The sequence below is a fragment of the Bacillus sp. MMSF_3353 genome (assembly GCF_030733445.1).
Taxonomy (GTDB): Bacteria; Bacillota; Bacilli; order Bacillales; family Bacillaceae_G; genus Bacillus_A; species Bacillus_A wiedmannii.
In genome coordinates this window covers 14,060-32,831 of sequence record NZ_JASHJA010000003.1, presented here as the reverse complement: position 1 = coordinate 32,831, position 18,772 = coordinate 14,060, and the positions used below count along the sequence as shown (strand labels likewise).

22 protein-coding genes and 2 pseudogenes are annotated in these 18,772 nt (G+C 35.7%); 9 read left to right on the top strand and 15 right to left on the bottom strand.

Going from position 1 to position 18,772, the window contains the following annotated elements; translation table 11 throughout:
* Window positions 1–4: 4 nt before the first annotated feature.
* The 4 genes from RBB48_RS08245 to RBB48_RS08230 all read right to left on the bottom strand — a co-directional run bounded on the left by RBB48_RS08245 (window position 5) and on the right by RBB48_RS08230 (window position 1,746).
* Complete coding sequence (locus tag RBB48_RS08245; RefSeq protein WP_000525802.1) at window positions 5–349, bottom strand: DUF3992 domain-containing protein; 345 nt, start codon at window positions 347–349, stop codon at window positions 5–7.
* 20 nt (window positions 350–369) lie between these two features.
* Window positions 370–738, bottom strand: a complete 369-nt coding sequence (locus tag RBB48_RS08240) for a DUF3992 domain-containing protein (protein WP_306007515.1) — start codon at window positions 736–738, stop codon at window positions 370–372.
* 109 nt (window positions 739–847) lie between these two features.
* Window positions 848–1,453, bottom strand: a complete 606-nt coding sequence (locus RBB48_RS08235; protein WP_306007514.1) for a DedA family protein — start codon at window positions 1,451–1,453, stop codon at window positions 848–850.
* Window positions 1,454–1,464: 11 nt separating this feature from the next.
* Window positions 1,465–1,746 (bottom strand): YkvA family protein, encoded by a 282-nt coding sequence (locus RBB48_RS08230; protein ID WP_000733852.1) that lies wholly within the window; start codon window positions 1,744–1,746, stop codon window positions 1,465–1,467.
* 350 nt (window positions 1,747–2,096) lie between these two features.
* On the opposite strand from RBB48_RS08230, the gene ku reads away from it, so the two are divergent.
* Window positions 2,097–2,909, top strand: a complete 813-nt coding sequence (ku, locus tag RBB48_RS08225) for a non-homologous end joining protein Ku (RefSeq protein WP_306007513.1) — start codon at window positions 2,097–2,099, stop codon at window positions 2,907–2,909.
* Window positions 2,910–2,926: 17 nt separating this feature from the next.
* Here ku and RBB48_RS08220 read toward each other — a convergent pair whose 3' ends face one another.
* Window positions 2,927–3,706 carry a DUF2935 domain-containing protein gene (locus RBB48_RS08220; RefSeq protein WP_000440978.1) on the bottom strand — a complete coding sequence of 260 codons (780 nt, stop codon included), beginning with the start codon at window positions 3,704–3,706 and terminating at the stop codon, window positions 2,927–2,929.
* Window positions 3,707–3,720: 14 nt separating this feature from the next.
* Window positions 3,721–4,134, bottom strand: coding sequence for a VOC family protein (locus RBB48_RS08215; RefSeq protein WP_098208773.1), 414 nt, complete (start codon window positions 4,132–4,134; stop codon window positions 3,721–3,723).
* Between the two features lie 48 nt (window positions 4,135–4,182).
* Here RBB48_RS08215 and RBB48_RS08210 point away from each other — a divergent pair, with 48 nt between their 5' ends.
* From RBB48_RS08210 to brnQ2, 4 genes are all read left to right on the top strand, one after another.
* Window positions 4,183–4,398: a spore coat associated protein CotJA gene (locus tag RBB48_RS08210; RefSeq protein ID WP_046957262.1), complete on the top strand. Its 216-nt coding sequence runs from the start codon at window positions 4,183–4,185 to the stop codon at window positions 4,396–4,398.
* A gap of 8 nt (window positions 4,399–4,406) precedes the next feature.
* Window positions 4,407–4,670 carry a spore coat protein CotJB gene (locus tag RBB48_RS08205; RefSeq protein WP_000194492.1) on the top strand — a complete coding sequence of 88 codons (264 nt, stop codon included), beginning with the start codon at window positions 4,407–4,409 and terminating at the stop codon, window positions 4,668–4,670.
* A 12-nt stretch (window positions 4,671–4,682) separates the two neighbouring features.
* Window positions 4,683–5,252 carry a spore coat protein CotJC gene (cotJC, locus tag RBB48_RS08200; RefSeq protein ID WP_000265275.1) on the top strand — a complete coding sequence of 190 codons (570 nt, stop codon included), beginning with the start codon at window positions 4,683–4,685 and terminating at the stop codon, window positions 5,250–5,252.
* 217 nt (window positions 5,253–5,469) lie between these two features.
* The gene (brnQ2, locus tag RBB48_RS08195; protein WP_046957263.1) at window positions 5,470–6,786 is read left to right on the top strand and encodes a branched-chain amino acid transport system II carrier protein BrnQ2; all 1,317 of its coding nucleotides are present in this window, start codon (window positions 5,470–5,472) and stop codon (window positions 6,784–6,786) included.
* Window positions 6,787–6,825: 39 nt separating this feature from the next.
* Here the strand turns inward: brnQ2 and RBB48_RS08190 are convergent, their stop codons facing one another.
* From RBB48_RS08190 to RBB48_RS08180, 3 genes and pseudogenes are all read right to left on the bottom strand, one after another.
* Window positions 6,826–8,748 (bottom strand): FtsX-like permease family protein, encoded by a 1,923-nt coding sequence (locus tag RBB48_RS08190; RefSeq protein ID WP_098133080.1) that lies wholly within the window; start codon window positions 8,746–8,748, stop codon window positions 6,826–6,828.
* 139 nt (window positions 8,749–8,887) lie between these two features.
* Window positions 8,888–9,124 (bottom strand): annotated as a pseudogene (locus tag RBB48_RS08185) (peptide ABC transporter permease); the annotation flags it as partial.
* 15 nt (window positions 9,125–9,139) lie between these two features.
* Complete coding sequence (locus tag RBB48_RS08180; protein WP_097891333.1) at window positions 9,140–9,874, bottom strand: YwaF family protein; 735 nt, start codon at window positions 9,872–9,874, stop codon at window positions 9,140–9,142.
* 211 nt (window positions 9,875–10,085) lie between these two features.
* Here RBB48_RS08180 and RBB48_RS08175 point away from each other — a divergent pair, with 211 nt between their 5' ends.
* The 4 genes from RBB48_RS08175 to entC all read left to right on the top strand — a co-directional run bounded on the left by RBB48_RS08175 (window position 10,086) and on the right by entC (window position 15,048).
* Window positions 10,086–11,189 (top strand): efflux RND transporter periplasmic adaptor subunit, encoded by a 1,104-nt coding sequence (locus RBB48_RS08175; protein ID WP_306007512.1) that lies wholly within the window; start codon window positions 10,086–10,088, stop codon window positions 11,187–11,189.
* The gene (locus RBB48_RS08170; RefSeq protein ID WP_000609098.1) at window positions 11,186–11,860 is read left to right on the top strand and encodes an ABC transporter ATP-binding protein; all 675 of its coding nucleotides are present in this window, start codon (window positions 11,186–11,188) and stop codon (window positions 11,858–11,860) included. Before RBB48_RS08175 ends, RBB48_RS08170 begins: the two co-directional genes overlap by 4 nt.
* 2 nt (window positions 11,861–11,862) lie before the next feature.
* Window positions 11,863–13,038 (top strand): ABC transporter permease, encoded by a 1,176-nt coding sequence (locus tag RBB48_RS08165; RefSeq protein ID WP_097891337.1) that lies wholly within the window; start codon window positions 11,863–11,865, stop codon window positions 13,036–13,038.
* A gap of 600 nt (window positions 13,039–13,638) precedes the next feature.
* A complete protein-coding gene (gene entC, locus RBB48_RS08160) occupies window positions 13,639–15,048 on the top strand; it encodes a cell wall-binding protein EntC (protein ID WP_306007625.1) in 1,410 nt (469 codons plus the stop codon).
* 99 nt (window positions 15,049–15,147) lie between these two features.
* On the opposite strand, the pseudogene RBB48_RS08155 reads toward entC, so the two are convergent.
* The 6 genes and pseudogenes from RBB48_RS08155 to RBB48_RS08130 form a co-directional block, all read right to left on the bottom strand.
* Window positions 15,148–15,268, bottom strand: a pseudogene (locus RBB48_RS08155) (HEAT repeat domain-containing protein); the annotation flags it as partial.
* Between the two features lie 80 nt (window positions 15,269–15,348).
* A complete protein-coding gene (locus tag RBB48_RS08150; protein WP_098230353.1) occupies window positions 15,349–16,434 on the bottom strand; it encodes a DUF871 domain-containing protein in 1,086 nt (361 codons plus the stop codon).
* A complete protein-coding gene (locus RBB48_RS08145) occupies window positions 16,424–16,702 on the bottom strand; it encodes a hypothetical protein (protein WP_000900036.1) in 279 nt (92 codons plus the stop codon). Before RBB48_RS08145 ends, RBB48_RS08150 begins: the two co-directional genes overlap by 11 nt.
* Window positions 16,678–17,988, bottom strand: a complete 1,311-nt coding sequence (locus RBB48_RS08140; RefSeq protein WP_002063903.1) for a PTS sugar transporter subunit IIC — start codon at window positions 17,986–17,988, stop codon at window positions 16,678–16,680. The genes RBB48_RS08145 and RBB48_RS08140 overlap by 25 nt, the downstream gene beginning before the upstream one ends.
* A 79-nt stretch (window positions 17,989–18,067) precedes the next feature.
* Complete coding sequence (locus tag RBB48_RS08135) at window positions 18,068–18,373, bottom strand: PTS sugar transporter subunit IIB (protein WP_000275638.1); 306 nt, start codon at window positions 18,371–18,373, stop codon at window positions 18,068–18,070.
* A gap of 1 nt (window position 18,374) precedes the next feature.
* The gene (locus RBB48_RS08130; RefSeq protein WP_000131328.1) at window positions 18,375–18,695 is read right to left on the bottom strand and encodes a PTS lactose/cellobiose transporter subunit IIA; all 321 of its coding nucleotides are present in this window, start codon (window positions 18,693–18,695) and stop codon (window positions 18,375–18,377) included.
* Between the last annotated feature and the right edge of the window lie 77 nt (window positions 18,696–18,772).

Here is an 18,772-nt window from a genome sequence, read left to right as displayed (position 1 = left end):
TTTTTTATGAAATTGGATAACGTACAGTAATACAAAACTCTCCTTGATTAACAGTTGTTCCTGTCGTAGTAATTCGGACAGTCGTAAAATATCGTACAGTGAAAGTACCACTACTTTGTGGTTGTACAGTAATTGTATCAACTACTGTAGCACCTACTAAAAAATCAACTGTAATCGGAGCTGCCCCTACATCATATTTCACGTAACCTGAACCATATACTTCTTGTGTAATATTATTCGTATATACAATTTGAGTACCAGCACCTGTAATAGACCAGTCTGTACATACTTGATCTTGCACAAGTGTTTTATTAGAACAACAAGACAAACCGGAACTTCTCATTCCCATTTTGATCCTCTCCTATTCTGCTATGAAAGTGGATAACGTGTTGTAATACAAAATTCTCCCTGATACGTTCCAGCAGGTGTTGCAGGTAACACAACTTGTATACTATCAAAGCGACGATACGTGAAAGCAATACTCGTTCCTGGGTTTAATGTTTGTGTATCAATTGTAGCCCCAGCAGAATCAATCGCTTCTACAGTAATTGGACCTGGACCAACATCATATTTAACAAAACCAGTACCAACTACATTTTGGTTAATATTATTTGTATAAAGAACATTATCAATTGCTGTTGCAACTACAGTAGCAGACCATGGACTACACACTTTATCTTGCACATAATTTTTATCTGGACAACACGTTAATGCCGCCCCTGAGCATTCACAAGACATAGAAGTTTCCCCTCTCTCTTACTTATTCCTTATATGTGTATGTCCTTCAGAGTCTTTTGCCTGTACTATTCATCTATTTTCAAAAATAAGACAACTCCTGTACTAATGACTAGATAGATTCCGTTCTGTTTCTTTTTTTCATAAATTTATAGATTAAAATACCACCTACAACAATAACTACGACTAGTAATACCGGTAACATATATTGTCCAACAACATCCGCCGCTTTTTCCCAATGCGGACCTAATTTCATTCCAAAATAAATATACAAAGTCGTTAACGGAAACATTGCTACGAATGTATATATACTAAATTTCCATATGTTCATTTTCGCCATTCCACATGGAACAGAAATAAGCGTTCGAACCCCTGGCACAAAGCGTCCAACAAATGCTACAACTGGTCCATATTTCTCAAAGAAATCATCTGCTTTTTGAATTTGTTCTTCTTTAATAAAGAAGTATTTCCCGTACTTTATTAATAGAGGACGACCACCGTAATAACCGAGTGCGTATAACGTTAATGGTCCTGTCGTTCCCCCCAGTGTTCCAGCTAATACAGCTAGCCAAAAATTCATATCCCCCTCGTACACCCAATATCCAACCATGGGCAACACTACTTCTGCTGGAATAAATTCAAACGTTAATGCTAACACAACTCCAAAATAAGAAAACTGCTTTAAAAACTCAATTATATCTAAAATAATTTGCTCCATATTTTTAACTCCTATCCTACGTTTACGTTATGCTTTTCTTGTAATTGAACTGGCGCCATTTTTACAATTCGGTTCAAAATGAATAACACAATTCCAATATCATCTAAAATACCGATAAACGGCAGGAAGTCTGGAATTAAATCAAGCGGCATCGCAACATACCCAACTAAAAAAGCAACAGATAAAATTTTCTTCTTTATTGAAACCTCTTTTGAAGTAAAAAAGTCAAATAGGAATGGAACGAAACGACGGACATGAAATACAACTCTTAATCTACTAATAAGTTTTTTCATTTTTATTTCTCCTCTCTTTGTATACAAAAAGGACCCTACCAAATATGGTAAGGGTCCTAAAAAAGACAATAAGGGGCCTTTACCATTGCTGGTAAAGGTCTCACTAACAACGAAACGTTGCCAATAAAGCCGAGGGTTTCTCCCTGTAATGACGACTTTACTGTAATAAGTTACTCCCCTTTATACACAATTTTATACACTCACATTAAAATATTTCAGAGGGCTTGTCAATATATTTTATATCCCAATCCCTCCTGCTTACCCTTCCGTAAAAAACAAAAAACGTATAGGAAATTTCTTACTATCTCATAATATACATAATCATTTTTGAATGAAAGGAGAGGTTTCATTTGCATACCGTATGGAAAGGTGCACTTTCACTTGGACTATTAAATATAGGAATTAAACTATATAGCGCCGTAGAAGAAACCGATATAAAATTTTTAAGTCTCCATAAAGAATGCTTAACACCTATTAAATATAAAAAATTTGCTCCTGATTGTACGGATGAAGAAATTGATGATAAAGATATTGTAAAAGCCTATGAATATGCACCTCATAAATACATCATTATTGATGAAAAAGAATTAGCTGCGTTGCAAAAAGCTCACGAACCACGATCCATTCGTATTATATCTTTTATCCAAAATAACGAAATCGATTCTGTTCTTTATGACCGTTCTTATTTTATAGGCCCTACCCCAGGACATGAAAAATCATATTTATTATTAAAAGAAGCTCTTGAACGTACAAATAAACTTGGGCTTATTCATATTTCTATTAGAAAAAAACAACATTTAGCTATTATCCGTAACTTTGAAGATGGACTTATGTTACAAACCATCCACTACCCTAATGAAATTCGCGATATAACAAATACACCTAACTTACCAAGTAATGAAAATTACCCTATCCAAAAACAAGAACTCACCGCAGCAATTAATTTAATCCACCACCTTACAAATCCTTTTGAACAAAAAATGTATATAGATGAATATACAGAAGCCCTTACCGAATTAATCGAGAATAAAATTGAACAACAGGAAAAAACTGAAACAATCTCTCCAGCTCCGAACATCATTAATATTATGGAGACATTACAGGCAAGCATTGAACAAGCAAAAATAAAAAGAGAAAACAAAAAAGAACAAGAGGCCAAATGAAATTGACCTCTTGTTCTTTAAAGCGGATTACATTTCGGCATTTCGAGTCCAGATGATTGAGCTAATTTTAATAAATAATAACATTCCTCTCTTGCCATATGATCTGCCATTCTAGCTGATAGTGCACTTAATACTTCATGCGATAACTCCAGCTCTTCCACTTCATGTAAAAAATGCGAAAATAATTTCAATTCAAGTGAAACATCTTTTGTAAACTTCTTTAATGCTGGAAAATGATGAAGCTCCGTTCGTAAATACCCAGTCATCTCAACTGCCTTTAAGTAAAATTGTTCAAAATGCTTCGTAAATTCTTCGCTTTTCTCTTTTAATCTTTTTTCAACAAGATCTAGCCCACCAGAAATAGAGCCCGCATGACCAGCCGCATCCGTTAACCAAACGAGATGATAATGCAATTCATGAAAAACAGGCGGAACTTCCCCTTTCTTCAAAAACTCTAAAACCGTTATATACTCTTCCACTTCGTTTACCATATGATTAATAAAAGTTGGTGTAAAATGAATAGTAATTTTCCCTTCCAACTGCTTCTGTATAATACTTAATTTAAACGTCCGAATTTCCTTAGCAGCTTGTTCTGCCTCTTTTGAGAATGCCATCAGATTCACATTCCGAACTTTATTTAACAGGTTCGTAAATGTTTCAACAAAGTAAGTAGCTTTTTTTATATCCTCTTTTTCCTTCGGAGCTAATGCATCAAGTAAAAATTGTGCATGATCAGTAAGTACCTTTAGCCAAAATTGATGCTCAAACAACGCACTTTCTTCATAATTTCTCTCCACTAAATCCCCTCCGTTTATTCATCCTTCTCTACCACTTGAAGTTTATATCCATCTGGGTCTTGTACTACAATACTTTTCTCACTTTTGTTTTCTGTATATACAATTTTATAAAATACTAACCTCTTCTTTACATTCTCTATGTTAGAAATTGAAAACGTTAGAACATCAACTGAGTCCGCAACGCTCTTCTCACGCCCGCCCAAACTGCGATTCATAACAAAACTAATTCTCGTTGAATCGGTATCATACCAAACCCCTGTAATATCTAATTGCGGCCTCTCTGAACTAGGTGTTATTCCTAAAATCCCTTCGTAAAAATACAGAGTTTCCTTTAAGTTCTTTACTTCTAACACAATTAAATTCTTTACATTCTCCACATTCATTCCCCCTGTACTTATTACTTTTTTATATGTGTCATAAATGCTCATTATGTCTGAATACAATACGTAGTAATGAACATTTAAGGAGGTTTATTCGTGAATAAATATATGAGATCATTCGTGCCCTATCATAGTCCTCTCGACCCTTGTCCTCCTATCGGAAAAAAATATTATTCTACTCCTCCTAATTTATTTTTAGGCTTTCAACCGCCAAACTTACCACAATTCACGCCAAAAGAAGCGCTACAAAAAGGGACTTTATGGCCTATTTTTTATGACTATTATGAAAATCCTTATAAAAAAGGGCGGTGACTACTGACGTGACTCAATCGCTACCAGAAGAATACTATCAGCTTTTACTGGAGCTTCAAGAACTGGACTTTGTACTAGTTGAACTCACTCTTTATTTAGATACACATCCAGATGACACCGCTGCGATTAATCAATTTAATGATTTTTCCTATAAACGGCGAGTATTAAAACAAAAGATGGAAGAAAAATACGGGCCACTCCAACAGTTTGGAAACAGCTATTCCAATGCTCCTTGGGAATGGAGCAAAGGTCCTTGGCCATGGCAAATATAAAGGAGAGAAACTATGTGGATTTATGAAAAGAAATTACAATACCCAGTTAAAGTGGGAACTTGCAATCCAGCACTTGCAAAATTATTAATTGAGCAATATGGCGGTGCAGATGGCGAGCTAGCTGCTGCACTACGTTACTTAAATCAACGTTATACAATTCCTGATAAAGTCATTGGCCTACTTACTGATATTGGTACAGAAGAATTTGCTCACCTTGAAATGATTGCTACGATGGTTTATAAACTAACGAAAGATGCAACTCCTGAACAAATGAAAGCCGCTGGACTTGATCCTCATTATGTTGATCATGATAGTGCACTTCATTACCATAATGCTGCTGGTGTTCCATTTACTGCAACCTATATACAGGCTAAAGGCGATCCAATTGCCGATCTATACGAGGATATCGCAGCTGAAGAAAAAGCACGCGCAACATATCAATGGCTCATTAACTTATCAGATGATCCAGATATAAATGACAGCCTACGCTTCTTACGTGAACGAGAAATTGTCCATTCACAACGTTTCCGAGAAGCAGTTGAAATTTTAAAAGAAGAACGTGATAAAAAAATATTTTTTTAAAACACGTATCCTAGTGATATGTGTTTTTTTACGTTAAAAGTTAAATCCTTCCTATTAAAGATATAAATAGTATATTTATTCGATTTAATGTATTATTTTTTAATATTTTCAAAATTCCCTATTGCTTTCTAGTCATCAGACCTTTAAAATAGTAACAGTTACTCGACAAATTATTTGAATTTTCGACAAAAATACTCATTAGGAGGATTTTCTTTATATGCGTACAACTTTAAAACCAGCGCAAATACTTTCGATTAGTTTATTACTATTCGCAGTTTTCTTCGGTGCTGGTAATATGATTTTTCCGCCCCTTCTCGGTCTTTCTTCCGGAGAAAATATGTGGGTCTCCATTACAGGATTTATTATTACAGACGTCGGTTTATCTTTACTAGCTATCGTCGCTGTTGCCCTTGCCGGTGGTAGTTTTAACACTTTAGCAAGCCGTGTTCATCCAAAATTCGCAGCAATATTCGCTATCATTATTTATCTTTCAATCGGCCCACTATTTGTTATTCCACGAACTGGATCTGTATCTTACGAAATTGGGATTGCACCACTTTTCCCGGACCAATGGTACTCTATGTTAATCTTTAGTGCGATTTTCTTTACAGTCGTTTACTTCTTATCATTAAATCCATCAAAATTAGTAGATCATATTGGAAAAATATTAACGCCAATTTTACTTGGAATTATTGCAATTATGGCAACAAAAGCGATTCTTTCACCAGGAACGTTTACAGAACCTATTGGTGACTATAAAGAAATTCCATTTTTCAAAGGATTTCTTGAAGGATTTTTAACGTTAGATGCAATCGGTGCTCTCGTATTATCAACAATTGTTGTAAATGCAATTCGCCAAAACGGTATACAAGAGAAGAAATCAATTGCGAAATATACAATCATTTGCGGAAGCATTGCAGCCTTATTCTTAACAATTGTTTATTTCTTACTTGGTTATATCGGCGCTTCAAACGGCAACTTAGGACAATTCGAGAACGGTGGTCAACTATTAGCTACTGTTATGTACCAATTCTTTGGGACGAGCGGTAATGTTTTATTAAGCATCGCCATTATTTTCGCTTGTTTAACGACAGCCATTGGTGTTGTAAGTGCATTCGCCAACTATTTTGCAACAGTATTAACAAATGTTTCTTACAAAAAGCTCGTACTATACGTTTGTATTTTTAGCTTCGTGATTTCAAACTTAGGATTAAGTTTATTAATCAAAATTACATTACCTGTATTAATTATTTTATATCCAATTACAATCATTTTAATTTTCGTATCATTTCTTGATAAATATACGAAACGTAAACCTTCTGTCTACATCGGAGCAATGATCGCAGCATTCATTATTAGCTGTATTCATGCACTGGATAATGTGGGAATGATACCAAGTTTTATCGCTAATATCGTACACACCATTCCTTTTTATAACTTAGGAATTGGTTGGATTATTCCAGCAATCATTGGTGGTATAATCGGATACTATATTCCTCAAACAGAAGCTGAAGGTGAAGTTTCTACAAAATAAAGAAAAGAAGCAAGCATGAAATCCATGCTTGCTCCTTTTTTATTTTCTATCGCTACATACAATATTTGTGTACGAACGGACCGTTAACGTATAGTAACCAAAGTAAATGATTATATACACACCTATACTGCCTAGTAAAGGAAGGCTATATTCAAACATTCCTGTAAAGCCCATCAAACTTAAAAATGCAAAGAATGTATGACAAATCGCAAGAAGTAATGGTACTAAAAATATTGCGCCTACTTGCTTTCTTACAGACTCTGTTGCTTCCTTTTTCGTTAGTCCAATTTTCTTTAACATTCCGTACGCTGGTCGCTCTGCCATCGCTTCTGTTATTTGTTTAAAGTATAAAATACAACCCGTTGCCAAAATAAAGACAATCCCTAAAAATATACTAGCAAATAATAATACTGCACCATCTTGCAGTTCAGATTGGCTCGCCTCTTCAAATGATTGGAATTTCACTTCTTTAGGAATGATTGTCCCTAGCTCTTTCGTTAGCTCTCTATTACCGTTTCCTTCAACGATAAATCCGCTAACTGTTGAAACATCCTTTCCTTGCTGCAACTTATTAAATAGCGAATCTCGAACAACAAGCCCCACTGGTGCAAGTTTCGCACTAACAACTGTTTCTTCGCGGTGATCAACGATTGTTAAACCACTCTTCATCCCTTCAAAGGACACATTACTTCCTTCAAGCGAATTCTTTTCGATGTTATATGATTTATATGGATCTAATAAAATAACTTCCTTTTCAGAACCGAGAATAACTTGTTTATTGCCTAACATAGAAGCTGATTTATTATAATCTGTCACTTTTATAACTTGTACATTACCATTACCTATTAAATACCCTGTTAATATTTGTTTTCCATCTATCTTCCCTTGCATAGACAGCATAGCTACAGACGTTTCATGTTTGATTGCTAACTCATGCTTTTGAATTTCTTCTCTAACTTTCTTATCTAATCCTTTTCCAGTTGTTACATATTCATAACTAACTGGATTCATTAATGCCGCTGTCTTCTGCGCTCCATAATACATACTAGAACTAATTCCAATCGTACATAATGTTACCGCACTTAATAAAGATAATAGCGCCAGCATCTTTACGTTCCCTTTTATTCTAAAGAACAATGAAGAAATCGATAAAATGTTCGTTCCATTCCAATATTTCGTTTTATCTCCCTTTATTTTATGGAGTGATTTCACTGTATATTGCTCAAATAGTAAAAACGTACCTTTTACAATACAACCAAAAATCAGTAGACCTGTAATAAAAATGGCTCCAAATCCAAAGATTTGTGTGAGTAGCGCAATAATATAACCTGTAATTAATAAAACAATTGCTCGCTTTGCCTTCTTACTTGAATCCGTAGGTGCCTCTTCTTTCTGATTTTCACCATATAGTAATTCAACTAAACGATGCTCATAAATTAACTTTTTACTTTTCCATGATGCAATAAAGAAAATTGCGCCTATCGTTATAAGAACTTCTACTATAGATAAAAATGAAATCGTAAATGTAAAAGTAAACGCACTTCCCATTAACTTCACAAGAAGCCCTGCGCACATATTCGCTATAAATAAACCAGCAAGAATACCTAACACACTTGCCGCACCACCAACTAATAACGTTTCATAAAAGAGTAACTTCGCAATTTCTTCTTTACGGATACCTAATAAACTGTATAGCGCAATTTCTTTTTTCTTCTTTCGTAAAAAGAAGCTATTACAATAAAAAATAAATATCGTTAAAAAGATAATTAACAATATTTGTGCAAACGTAAATGTCGTTTCCACTTTATCCGACTCTTTTAAAAGAGCTACTACACTTTCATTTCGTTTAATCGATACGAATGTAAAATAAATAATAATGCTGCCTACTAATGAAATAAAGTATAGAAAATAATCTTTCATATTTCGTTTTATACTACGTTTTGATACTTCTAAAAAATCCATCGTACATCTTCACCCGCTCTCGCATTTCTCTATACATGAAGTGTATACGAAATTGTATTTCTCCCCTATCGATTTTCATTACATCTCTCTTACGATATTGTAATATAGCAAAATAAAAGAACCTAGTTTCCTAGGTTCTTCACATCGTATGTTTAAAAGTAAATAACTCTTCTTTTGACTGCACAGCAGATTGTTCCTCTTCTATAGCGTCCTTCTTTATCTCTCCCCCTAACCTTACTTTCATCATCGCCTCTTCTATACTTTTTACAATCATATTTCCTGAAAAAATAGTAAGTCCAAAAAATGTAATGGGAACGAGAGGAATCCATGGATTCACTGTTAATGATCTAAAATAGACTCCAATTAAACCTGACCATAAAAAATCACTAGGTTATGATCCTAGTGATTCTTTATGCGCATGCCCTTCTCTTTTCGCAAACGGCATATACAAAATAAAACATCCAATAAGCGCTGCAAGCTCTAATGAAATAATATAGTAAGGGTGTGGTCCTAACATATCAAGTAATGAAGCAGTTTCTGGCTTACGAGCTAAAAACATATAATTGCCACCTGTTTTGTAGTTCACAAAAGAAACGATTGGAATTATTATGTTTAAAAATATCATCGTACGCTTAATTGATTGCAAGGTCGGTCTATATCCTTCTACCCACGTCATAAAGAGTGGTGCCCAAATGAGTAATACATGTGCAACGAAGAATTCTATAAAGCGAAAATGCGGAAAAGCATATTGCACGTTCGGCGTTAAAATAGCTTGTGATGCACCGATAATCCCTGTAAAAAATACAATCTCATATATGCGGTAACTTTTCGTTACAATCATAATCGATGCTAACAATAAACTAATCGTACATAGCTCAAATGGTAACGAAGTGCCTAGTTCAAAAATCCCCGCTTTCCATTCCCACATATGGAGCCCAATTTCACTCCCAACAAATAAAAATGCAATCGCATATCGAACCGTTATATTCCACTCATTTTGACGCAATAAATCTTGGTATTGATATAGAAAAAATATCCCCACCAACATAATAAATAATATAAGGACATGTTGCCTTGAGTATGGAATAAATGGTTTTAATGGATGCGCACTAAAATAAGCTTCCATCTTGCCTCCCCCTCTCTTTCATACAATATTATTGTTAGAAAGAAACGACGAGTCAATTCATTTGCTCACACTTGGACAAGCTCTACCTTACATTTACATATTCATACCTTACAAAACTGTAAGGTTATTGTAAGCTAAAACGATTTGTCAGATTCTTCACCTCTTCTATACTTAATGTAGATACTAAAACGAACGAAAAGGTGATAAATAGATGAAGAAGAAAAATAAAGTGTTAATTACTAGTGTAGTAGCAATCGGTATTGCAGCTGGATCATATTTTGCATTTGCTGGCGGTAGTTCAGAAGTAGCAATGGCATATAGCGGATATAAAGTAACAGAAAAACAAATTGAAAACGTGCAAAAATTTGGCGGTGAAGTCATTCCAAACGGCATCGAAACAATTTCATTTGATCCAACAAAAGGTACGTATGAATTAGCTGTTAAAAAAGGCGATGAAGTTAAGAAAGGGCAGCTTCTGTTTAAATATAATGACCCTACTGCGAAACAAGGTGTAACGGAAGCAGAAATGCAAAAGAAAATCGCACAAAAAGAAGTAACATTGTTCCAAAAACAAATTGATACAGCGAAACAAAAATTACAAAAAGATAAAAATGCAGGCCTTCCTGCTGAAGCATTAAAAGCATCAGAAATCGAAGTACAACAATTAGAATCACAAATTGAAATGAAAAAGTTTGAAGTTGAAAAATCTGATGAAATGATTAAAGCAGCAAAAGAGAAAGTAAATACACTTTCTGTAACGAGCCCTACTGATGGCGTAATTGATGATATCGTAAAAACTGCTGATGAAAAAACAGGTATGAGCGGCATTACACTTCGCCACGCTGGGCCATTTAAAGTAAAAGGTCAACTTTCTGAATATGAGCTTGCTAGTATGAAAGTCGGGCAAGAAGTAACTGTTTCCTCAAAAACTGTCGCTGGTAAGACTTGGACAGGAAAAGTAACAGAAATCGGTTCTACACCATTAAAGAGCATGGATGAAAACAAAACAGTTTCTAACTATCAATTCACTGTCACATTAGATAATAGTGAAGAATTACAAAACGGCTTCCACGTTTACGTAACAAGTAAATCTGGCGAAGCAACTGGTACGATTGTTCCGAAAAGCAGCATCGTGAAAAAAGGTGACAAAAATATTGTCTTCGTTGTAAAAGACGGTAAAGCGAAAGAACAAGCTGTTACTGTTGAATTCGAGACTGATAGCGAAGCAAAAGTTTCTGGAGTGAAAAAAGGAGAGCAAATTATCTCTAAACCTGAAAAAGACTTAAAAGATGGTATGGAGGTCGTCGCCCGATGATTAACTTAAAAGGCATCACGAAATCTTTCCAAAATGGTGCAGAATCCGTTCAAATATTACACGGCATTGACGTAACACTGAACCAGGGAGAATTCACTTCTATTATGGGACCATCTGGTTCTGGTAAATCAACATTAATGAACATTATCGGCTGCTTAGATAAACCAACGACAGGTGCGTATGAACTAGCTGGTCAAAATATTTCAAACATGTCTGAGACAGAACTTGCACGCGTTCGTAATAAAGAGATTGGGTTCGTATTCCAAAACTTCATGTTATTACCGAGACTTACAGCACTTCAAAATGTAGAGCTACCTCTTATTTACGCTGGAGTCGATAAAAAAGAAAGACGCGAGCGCTCATTAGCCGCTTTAACAAAAGTAGGTTTAGCTGATCGTGCTACTCACCTACCGAACGAATTATCAGGTGGACAAAAACAGCGTGTCGCAGTCGCACGTGCAATCGTAAATAATCCAAAGTTCATTTTAGCCGATGAACCGACAGGAGCACTTGATACGAAAACAAGTACACAAATTATGGATCTCTTTTACGAATTAAACAAACAAGGCTCAACAATCATTATGATTACCCATGATCGTGAAATTGGGGAAGCTGCAGCAAGGCAAATTGTAATTCGTGACGGAAACATCGTCCAAGATTGGAGAGGTTAATTTTGAACACGAGTGAAAATATACGCATGGCCCTTTCCTCTATCTTTGCCCACAAAATGCGTTCCATCTTAACAATGCTAGGAATTATTATCGGTATTAGTGCCATTATTACTATCATTTCAATGGGTGATGGTACAAATGCAAAGTTTAAAGAAGAGCTAGGCCAAGGAAAAGATAATGAAATAACGATTTACTACAACAACCCTGATTATGGAACAGATAGTGCCAAAATCACACCTGATATGCTAAACCGTCTTCAAACCGTACCAGGCATTAAAGATGTGTATCCAGATGTAAGTATGAAAGTAAAAGCATCTGCTGGTTCAAAAGATGTCTCTCTTGATTTAAAAGGTGGAACAGGCGCCTTTATGACAGATTCGAAAATAAAATTAGTTCACGGTCGTGAATTAAACGACAGCGAATTAAACCAGGCAATCCCTGCTGTTATATTAAATGAAGAAGCTTTCAACAAATTATTTAGTGGTTGGGAATCAAATCAATACACAGATATAAAAGGAAAGCCGTATAAAATAGTCGGTGTATACGAAACGAAAAACGAATTTGGAATGGCTATGCCTGAAGGTTACACATCACTGGAAAACGCACCTGTCATTTCAGGAGTAAATGAGTATGACTCTGTAAGATTAACGATGACCTCTCCAACAGAACGTAAAAGTGTAGAAAAACAAGCCGTTTCTGTTTTAAACGAAATGAAAGCTCCGAAATTTGAGCACAAATTCGAAGCACAAGACTTAGGTGAATTTACGAAGCAATTAGACGAATCCATCGGTATGATGAAAATGGTATTCGGTGGTATTGCCGCTATCTCCTTACTTGTTGGTGGTATCGGCGTAATGAACATCATGCTTGTATCTGTAACAGAACGTACACGTGAGATTGGTATTCGTAAAGCACTTGGTGCAACACGTGGTAAAGTATTAACACAATTCTTAATTGAATCTTGTATTTTAACAGGACTCGGTGGTTTTATCGGATTCATGCTCGGTATCTTCTTCGCTTGGATCGTCTCAATCTTTGCCGGATGGCCACTCGTTGTCTCAAAAGAACTTGGACTTCTTGCAGTAGGTATCTCCATGTTAATCGGTATTATATTCGGTTTACTACCGGCTAACAAAGCTGCAAAACTGGATCCAATTGAATGTTTACGATATGAATAAACAAAAGCGTAGGAGTTTACACTCCTACGCTTTTTATTTATCCCGCTTTAATGGGCAGTAAGACCCCCACCTCAAAATTCAGCGAAAGCAAAGAATTTAGGTGGGGGTCGGGCTGCCCATAAAAGCCCGATTGGTTCAACTAATAATCAGTGGGGGAGGAAGAATCCTCCCCACTGATTAAAGTTTCACTTTATCTATTAAATCGTGTTTCTTCTATTATATATGTTTCACGTTATAAACACCTTTCATTATTTTAGCTTACTAAAGCTATTATAGAATCCTATTATTGCAAAAATAATATGTAACAGACTAAAATCAAGGCGTAATTTTTTCCATAACTCGACTTATTTTGTAACAATTATAGCGATATTTTATCGATTTTCACCTCATTTATATTTCTCCACAACCAAAATAGTTATTTTTACATAACTACTTTTCTGTCCTAACAGCAAAACACGCCGTTTTTGTAACGATTACGAAACATTTTCGTAACGTTTAAGAAACATTATTAACCGATTAGAAATTGAAATACTCCTCTTTTTATGTATGGTATGCTCTAACCTCCCCTAACAACTATAAGAAAGCGCTTTTAGGATATTACTGGAATTATTACAGAATATTAATGACCCGTTACGAAACCTTTGTAATTTTATGTTTTCCGCAAATAAGAAAATAATGGTTGCTATAATGAGGTCAACGAAAACAAATGCAATGGAGGCTATTATGAAAAAATTTATGGGTATAGCAACAGCAGCGGTTTTTGGTCTTGGGATTTTCACAACATCTGCTAAAGCAGAAACAATCGTAACGACTGATGTACTAAATGTACGAGAAAACCCAACTACTGAATCAAAAGTTGTAGGAAAATTATTAGATGGATATAAAGTTAACGTTTTACATACAGAAAACGGATGGTCAAAAGTGAAATTAAACAGCGGTAAAGAAGCTTTCATTAGCGCTGACTATACAAAAGACACTTACTACGTAACAGCAAACGTATTAAACGTACGTGCTGGTGCAAACACAGACTCAGAAATTCTTGGTAAATTGAAACAAGATGATGTAATTGAAACAACACACCAAGTACAAAACGACTGGATCCAATTTGAATATAACGGCAAAACAGCTTATGTTCATGTTCCTTACTTAACAGGTAAAGCACCAGTTAAAGTTCAACCAGTAGTTAAAGCTGAAAAAACAACTAAAGTTCAAGATACAGCTAAAGCAGTGGAAGCAACTAAAGCTCGTGAAGTAGCTGAAACGCAAGCTAAAGCTAAGGCGGAGGAAGCGACTAAAGCTCGTGAAGCAGCTGAAGCTCAAGCAGAAGCTAAGGCTCAAGAGGCAGCTAAAGCTCGTGAAGCAGCTAAAGCCGGGGCAGAAGCTAAAGCTCAGGCAGCAGCTGAAGCTCAAGCAGAAGCTAAGGCTCAAGAAGCAGCTAAAGCTCGTGAAGCAGCTAAAGCTCAAGAAGCAGCTGAAGCTCAAGCAGAAGCTAAGGCTCAAGAAGCAGCTAAAGCTCGTGAAGCAGCTAAGGCTCAAGAAGCAGCTGAAGCTCGTGAAGCGGCTAAGGCTCAAGAAGCAGCTGAAGCTCGTGAAGCAGCTAAGGCTCAAGAAGCAGCTGAAGCTCGTGAAGCGGCTAAGGCTCAAAAACCTGCTACACAACAACCTGTTGCAAAAGAAACTGAAACAAGTGCACCATCATCTTCTCGTGAACTACGCGTTGTAGCAACAGCTTACACAGCAGATCCACTTGAAAATGGTTATAAAGCAGGCGACCAAGTAAAATCAGCTTTAGGTCACAACTTAACAGCTAACCCAAACATGAAACTAATTGCAGTTGATCCAAGTGTCATTCCATTAGGTTCAAAAGTATGGGTTGAAGGTTACGGAGTAGCAATCGCTGGTGATACTGGTGGAGCTATTAAAGGAAATAAAATCGACGTTTTAATGCCTGATAAAGGTACATCTAGTAACTGGGGACGTAAAACAGTTACAGTTAAAGTATTAAACTAGTTAGTAAAAAAGAGTCAGTCTCATTGAGGCTGACTCTTTTTTTGATTCTCACATTCTAACTTTCTCTTGAAAGTAACTAATATGATCCCGAAACAACTTTCACTCTGACATAAATAAGTTCCCTCGGTTTTTATACTTTATTAAACGCCTTTAAAACTTCTTCATGATTAACAAACTTATGTAAAAAACGAAGAGCGATGACAATCTCCTTCTCTCCCGTCCAAATTAAATCTATCTCTTTGCATTCTATATAATTTCAACAAAAAAAGAGGATGCCATAGCATCCTCTCCTGCCCTTCCCTATTCCACACAAGTAAACTGTGTCCAAGCTCCTACATAATCTAGTAAGAATAACTCTTCTTCTGCAATTGTACCGACAATATTTTTCCGTTCATCTATCGGCATTTCTTTTAGAATGATTTGCAATTCGCCTTTATACTTACCAAATGAGTTGTTTCCAATTACAACTTGCCCTCTTTCCTGTAATACACTTTCGCGCACTGGGAAATCATAGTCTTTATACTTTTTACGCACTTCTGTAGAACGTACCATATATTCTGTTATATCGCCGCGTCTTACGTGTAATTCTTGCAGTGTCGCTTTCTTTTCTACTTCAGTCGCTTCTTCTACAAAGTGTACTTTCAGCTGTAACATGTAACGATTTAAGTTTCCTAGTTTCTCTAACTCTTCTTCACTCGCATAAGCATTTCCGATAATCACATCATCAATAAGCCCTGTTGCCCATAAATGTTTCGCTTGTACTTCAATCGGTAAGTTACGATGTTGTTCTAACGTACATAATCCGTCGTTAATATCCCATGGGCCAATGTCAGCTGCATGTGACGTAATAAATGCTGCCGTACGAATACCGTGTTTTTTAAAGCGTTCACTACAGCGAATGAAATAATCATACGGAAGACCAGTGAACTTTTGCGGATAGAAGTTATGACAGCCAATTAAAGCTGGTTTATTCGCCTGATGCGAAAGGATATTCTCTAAGTATGCAATATCGTTACTTACGTTTAGTTCAATTTTTAAGCCGTACGGATTATTCGTCATTTTTGCTTCTGTTAATCCGTCAAAACCTAAATCTAAACGAATACCGTCTGCACCTAACTCTGCAAAGAATGATAGATCACTATAGCTAATACTAAGTTGATCGAATACTGCCGGAGCTACATCTAAAATAACTTCCATATTGTTATCTTTTGCATGATTAATAATTTCTTTAAATTCAGCTACAATTTCTTCTTTTGGACGATTCACAGATAATAGACATGTGAATATTCTTGAAAAACCGTGGCGTGCCGCTGCCGAAATGTATGCCATATCTTGTTCTTTCGTTGAATGCTCTGGATAAAGTGAAATTCCTAATTTACGCTCCATGCTTTTGCATCTCCTTCACACGTTGTATTAATGCCATGCTCGTAAATCTATATTTTGCAGATAAACATGTTGCACATAAAATCGTTGGTACAATGATTACGTACGGTGATTGTAACCCTAACATTACATAGGCACCCATTGAACTACCGATAAATACAATTGATACGAGTAGTAACACTAATAAAGATTTACTTTGTACCCATTTTGAGTAATGTGCAATACACTGCCCCGCTACGAATGTAATTAAGATGATAATTGCTCCGAGCATTCTGTTTTCTCCTCTCCTGCTAATTGTTGTTTCTCATACATTTTGAAGAATGGGTAGTAAATAACGAATGAGATAACAAAGTTAATAAGTACAAGTACACCAGCCATAATTGTCCAGTCTGTACTAATAATCGCTGCAATTGGTGCTAACATCGTAAATGGCAGTTTCGCCATCATGAGCGGAATCATGCCTGAAACAACTGCGAAATATGATACTGTCGTTGTAACTAACGGTGTTATAACGAATGGAATAATTAAGATTGGGTTCATTACAATTGGTGCCCCGAAAATAATCGGTTCGTTAATATTGAATAAACCTGGCACGAATGATAATCTACCTAACTCTTTTAGGAATTTAGATTTAGAGAACATAAACATAATAACTAAAGCTAATGTTGAGCCTGATCCACCGATCCATACGAACCATTGAATAAATTGCTCTGTAAATAAGTTTGGTAATTGATGTGCATTTCCTGTAGCTGTGAATACTTCCATATTTTCAAGAATTGCTGAATCCCACATTGGACGAATAATTGGTCCTAAAATCGCTGGGCCATGTATACCGAATGACCAGAAGAACACGATTAAGAATACTGTTAATAAACCGCCGAATAAATTATTTCCTACTAATACTGATTTTAGTGGTGCGATTAAATATGTGATTGTTGTATTCACATCGAATTTTAAACCGTAACGAATACCCCAGAATAAAAGAATAACGACTAAAGTTGGAATTAATGCTGCAAACGAGTTTGCAACTGCTGGTGGTACACTGTCTGGTAATTTAATCGAGATATTATGCTTAATCATAAAGTGATAAATTTCTACTGCAATTAAAGCTGTAACAATTGCGCCGAATAAAGACGTTGCACTTAATGTTCCTACTGAAATATATCTTCCCGCATCAATAACACCTGGTACAGCTTTCGTAATTTGAATTGGTTCAACTGATGCTAGTAAAAAGGCGAGTACAGATAACAACCCTGCACTTAACTGATTGAGCTGATAAAAGTTTGCGAGTGAAGCTCCTACCCCAAATGCTGCGTATAACGCCATTAAACCTACTGTAAACCGGAATGGAATATCTAAAATATGGCGAAATGGTGCAATCCATTCCATATATGCATCAATTGGTAAATTTAAAAAGATAACGAAAAATGATCCGACAATCGTTAACGGCAATGTAGAAATAACTCCGTTTCGAATTGCTAATAAATGTCGTTGTCCTGCAATCTTTTGCGTTGTTGGCATAATCTTTTGTTCCATAAAACTCATAAAACCATTCATCAATACCCCTCCTCTTTCTCTTTACTACGTAAGAATAAAAAGTTATAACATTATAATGTTTATATTTAAAAAAATATAATTATGCTAAAACTAATTGTTCTGCTTGTTTCAGTACTTTTAAACCGTCACACATGCCATAATCTCTTTGTTCTATTATTGCAACCGGTATATCGTATGACTTCGCAAGAAACTGTACCGCTGGAAACAAATACTTCACTTGTGGTCCGATTAAAACAACATCAGCATTTTTTATTTCCAGTTTCACAAGTTCTGAATCAACTGCTTTAATTTTATAATCCTTCCCTTGTTTCTTTGCCTCTTCTTGCATTTTTCTTACAACCATACTCGTTGACATGCCTGCTGCACAACATAATAAAATGTACATCTTATACTGTCACTTTCTCTTCTACTCGTTTATGAAGAGTAATAAATTCTTCAGCAAGTTCTTTCACTGTAATTGCATTCATTAAATGATCTTGTGCATGCACTAACAGTAAACTGATTTCTGCATGATTTCCTCTTGCTTCTTCTTGAATTAAGTCTGTTTGAATGCGATGAGCTGCTGAAATCTCTTCACTAGCAAGTGTCATCTTTTCACTCGCATTCTCAAAATCTCCTTGTCTTGCAAAAGCAATTGCTTCAAGCGCCGCGCTTCTCGCATTGCCACCATGTAAAATTAACGCAAATGGAGTTTGCATATCAGTCATTTTAAATTCCCCCAAGCTATCTTTTTTCTATATTGTTATCTTATTATGAAAACGCATACAATTAAACATAAAAAACT